Source organism: Arthrobacter sp. GCM10027362 (genome assembly GCF_042679445.1).
GTDB lineage: Bacteria > Actinomycetota > Actinomycetes > Actinomycetales > Micrococcaceae > Crystallibacter.
The window spans coordinates 1-4,210 of record NZ_JBHTML010000263.1; the positions used below are offsets into that span (position 1 = coordinate 1).

Genomic DNA, 4,210 nt, shown 5'->3' on the forward strand with positions numbered 1-4,210 from the left:
GGTGAGCCGGCGGTCCTCGTCGGCGGCGGCCTGCTCGGCCCCGGCGCGCCGGCTGACGGCCTCCTCCAGGGCCGCCTGGCGTTCCTCCAGTTCGAACTCCAGGTCCACCTGTTCCTCGCGCACCTGGGCCGCCTGCTGCTCCAGCAGTTCCGGATCCCGGCCGGCATCCGGCGGGGCCTCGGCACTGCCCAGCAGCCGTTCCCGCTCCCCGGCCAGGTTCGCCAGCGCCCGGAGGCGTTCCCGGGCGGAGGAGAGCCGGTACCAGGTGTCCCGTGCGGCATTGAGTTTCGGCGTCGCCTCGGCTGCCAGCAGCTCCAGTTCCGCGAGCCGGCGGCGGCCGGCGTCAAGGGTCCTCTCCACTTCAGCCTGCCGGGCCTTGACGGCGGCCTCGTCGGCGGCTTCCTGTGCCAGCACCGACGTCAGCCGGACCAGGTCGTCCGCGAGCAGGCGGGCCCGGGCGTCCCGGACCTCGAACTGGACCTGCTGGGCCCGGCGCGCCACCTCAGCCTGCTTGCCCAGCGGGGTCAGCTGCCGCCGCAGTTCGGCGGTCAGGTCCGTGAGCCGGGCGAGGTTGGCCTGCATCGCCTCCAGCTTGCGGACGGTCTTCTCCTTGCGGCGGCGGTGCTTGAGGATGCCGGAAGCCTCCTCGATGAACCCGCGCCGGTCCTCGGGGGTGGCATGCAGCACGCGGTCCAGCTGGCCCTGCCCCACGATCACATGCATCTCGCGGCCCAGGCCGGAGTCGCTGAGCAGCTCCTGGATGTCCAGCAGCCGGCAGCTGCTGCCGTTGATGGCGTATTCGGATCCGCCGGCGCGGAACAGGGTCCGGGAAATGGTGACTTCGGAGTATTCGATCGGCAGGGCGCCGTCGGTATTGTCAATGGTCAGCGACACGTGCGCGCGGCCGAGCGCCGGCCGGCCGGCGGTCCCGGCGAAGATGACGTCCTCCATCTTGCCGCCGCGCAGGGTCTTGGCCCCCTGTTCCCCCATGACCCAGGCAAGCGCGTCCACCACGTTCGACTTCCCGGAGCCGTTGGGCCCCACTACAGCCGTGACGCCGGGCTCAAAGTCGAACGTGGTGGCGGAGGCGAATGACTTGAAGCCCCGCACCGTCAGACTTTTCAAATGCAAATCAGGTCTCCCGCAGCGCTGTATTCCTTCGAACAATTTATCCTGCCAGGGACCCGAATCCCGGTAATGACGGGCTTTTCGGGGCGTTTCCTCCGGCCGGATACCTGTTGTGGAGGAGCAGTGGACGCCCCGGGAGGGGACAATCTATGCAGGTGCGGGCATGTGCGGGAACCGTGCCTGCGGGTGCATAGTTAAGATTTCGACGCATGTTTCGGGAAACCGGCAGTAACAGCGCGGACAGGACTCGGGTAAAGGCTGGATATTGAGCGGTAATGCGACGTTTCGACATGAGAATGCGGCACTGCTGGCCGTAACCAGCGTGGAGGCCCCGGTGGTGGTCAGTTCCACGGAATTCGACGAACGCCTGGCCCCCAGCCTCAAGCGCCTGCACCTGTCGAAGCGGCTGCTCGAACGCGTGGCCGGGGTTTCCGAACGCCGCTGGTGGTCCCCGGGCAGCAGCTTCGACGACGCCGCGATCGAGGCCGGTGCCAAGGCCCTGGCCGAATCCGGCGTCGACCCGTCGCAGATCGGACTCCTGATCAACACCTCGGTGACCAGGCGCAACCTGGAGCCTTCCGTGGCCGTGAAGATCCACCACGGGCTTGGGCTGCCGTCCTCGGCGGTAAACTTCGACCTGGCCAACGCCTGCCTGGGCTTCGTCAACGGCATGACCCTGGCCGCGAACATGATCGACGCGGGCCAGATCAAATACGCCCTGATCGTGGCCGGTGAGGACCCCCAGCCCACGCAGGAAACCACCTTCCGGCGGCTGAACCGCCCGGATTCGACGCGCGAGGACTACCTGCGCGAGTTCGCGACCCTGACCCTGGGCTGCGGGGCGGCGGCCGCCATCGTCGGCCCGGCGGACGCGCACCCGGGCTCGCACCGGATCCTCGGCGGCGTCTCCCGGGCCGGCACCGAGCACCACGAACTCTGCGTGGGCGGCCCGGACGGCATGTTCACCGACACCAAGGGCCTGTTGGACGGCGGCCTGGACCTGGTGGTGACCGCCTGGCACGAGGCACACCTGGACGGCTGGAACTGGTCCGCCATGGACCGCTACGTTACCCATCAGGTCTCCAATTCCTACACCAATGCCATCATCAAGGCCGTGAACCTGGCCCGCGACCGGGTACCGATCACCTTCCCGAAGTGGGGCAACGTGGGCCCGGCCTCGCTGCCGATGACCCTGGCCCAGGAATCGCTGTCGCTGCGCGCCGGGGACCGCGTGCTCTGCATGGGCGTGGGATCCGGGCTGAACACCACCATGATGGAGCTTGCGTGGTAGCAGAGTTCTGGCCCGGCGTGCCGGCGGCCTGGTCCCGCCGCGTCCGCGTTCCCTCCACCGCGGCCGTGGATCCGGCCGGCAGTTCGCACTACTGGCACCTGCTGGACAACGCCGGCGAGCTGGCCGCCCGCGGCCTCACCCCGGCCGGCACGCTGCTGTGCGTGCACGGCAACCCAACCTGGTCCTACCTGTGGCGCAGCCTGCTCGCCGCGGCCGTTCCTGCCGGCGACGGCGGCCCGGCACCCTGGCGGGTGGTCGCCGTCGACCAGCTGGACATGGGCTTTTCCGAACGCACCGGCACCTTCCGGCGGCTGGAGGACCGGATCAGGGACCTGGGCGACCTGACCGATGCGCTGGGCCTGACCGGGCCGGTGGTCACCGTGGGCCACGACTGGGGCGGCATCATCTCCCTGGGCTGGGCCACCCGGCACCGCGGACAACTCGCCGGCGTCGTGCTGACCAACACCGCCGTCCACCCGGCCGGCTTCCCAATACCGGCTCCGCTGCAGCTGGCCCTGCACCCGGCCGTGCACCGGTGGGGTACGACGAGGTCGGACGCCTTCCTGCGCGTCACGCATGCCCTGGCCCGTCCGGCCCTGGCCCGGGAGGTGCGCGCGGCGTTCATGGCCCCGTACCGCAGTGCCGCACGGCGGCAGGGCGTGGGCAACTTCGTCGCCGACATCCCCGCGGACGAATCCCACCCCAGCTGGCCGGCGCTGGCCGGGGTCGCCGAGGATATCCGGTCCCTCCAGGTGCCGGCGCTGCTGCTCTGGGGCCCGAAGGACCCGGTGTTCTCCGACCGCTACCTGCGCGATCTGACGGGCCGGCTGCCACAGGCGGACGTGCACCGCTTCGAAGGCGCCGGGCACCTGCTGCCCGAAGACGTGGACATTGCCGGCCCGGTGTTCCGCTGGCTGGGAACCGCCGGCCCGGCAGCCGGCTCCGGCGGGCGTAGCCAGACCGGGGCGGGCATCACACCTGGTGCCGGTACGGGCGCGGAGCGCCCCGCCCGAACACCGGAGATGTTCGTGCCGATGCTGGCGGAGCTGGACGGGCGGCGGCAGGACGGCTCTCCCGCCGTCGTCGACATGGCCCCCCTCATCCGGGACGATGCCGCAGCCGGGCCGGTGACGCTGTCCTGGGCCGAACTGGCGCAGCGGGTGGACCGGCTCGCCGCCGGGCTGGCAGCCATCGGAGTCCAGGCCGGGGACCGGGTCGGACTGCTGGTGCCGCCGGGCATCGAACTGACCTGCCTGGTCTACGCCTGCCTGCGGCTCGGCGCCGTGATTGTGGTCGCCGACGCCGGCCTGGGCACCCAGGGACTGAGCCGGGCCATCAAGGGCGCCGGACCGGCCTACCTGGTCGGGATCGAACGCGCCCTCGCCGGTGCCCGGGTGTTCGGCTGGCCCGGCGTGCGGGTCAGCGTCGAGGAACTCGGCGCCGCCAAGCGCCGGCTGTACCAGGTGGCGCACACCCTGTCCGAGCTGGAGGCGGGGCCTTCCCACGGTCCCGGCGGGACCGCGGGCGGCCTGCCCCGGCCCGGGGCGCCGGACCCGGACGCCGATGCTGCCGTGCTGTTCACATCCGGTTCCACCGGCCCGGCCAAGGGTGCCGTCTACACGCACCGGCAGCTGGCCGCCATGCGGGACACCCTGAAACAGACCTACGGGCTGCGCGCCGGCACCGCCCTGGTGGCCGGCTTCGCCCCGTTCGCGCTGCTCGGGCCGGCCCTCGGCGCCACATCGGTCACCCCGGACATGGACGTCACCGCGCCGCGCACGCTGAGTGCCG

Annotated in this window: 3 protein-coding genes; 2 read left to right on the plus strand and 1 reads right to left on the minus strand. The window is 71.3% G+C overall.

The genetic code is table 11. The features are described 5' to 3' along the window. On the minus strand, positions 1-1,131 hold a 1,131-nt coding region (locus tag ACFQ36_RS21160; RefSeq protein ID WP_377017267.1), incomplete at its 3' end, for a chromosome segregation SMC family protein. Between the two features lie 262 nt (positions 1,132-1,393). Here ACFQ36_RS21160 and ACFQ36_RS21165 point away from each other — a divergent pair. Together ACFQ36_RS21165 and ACFQ36_RS21170 are read left to right on the plus strand one after the other, a co-directional pair. Then, entirely contained in the window at positions 1,394-2,419 is a 1,026-nt protein-coding gene (locus ACFQ36_RS21165; RefSeq protein WP_377017269.1) for a 3-oxoacyl-ACP synthase III, read from the plus strand. Continuing rightward, positions 2,413-4,210, plus strand: a 1,798-nt coding sequence (locus tag ACFQ36_RS21170; RefSeq protein WP_377017271.1) for an alpha/beta fold hydrolase, incomplete at its 3' end; no start/stop codon positions are given. The genes ACFQ36_RS21165 and ACFQ36_RS21170, both read left to right, overlap by 7 nt.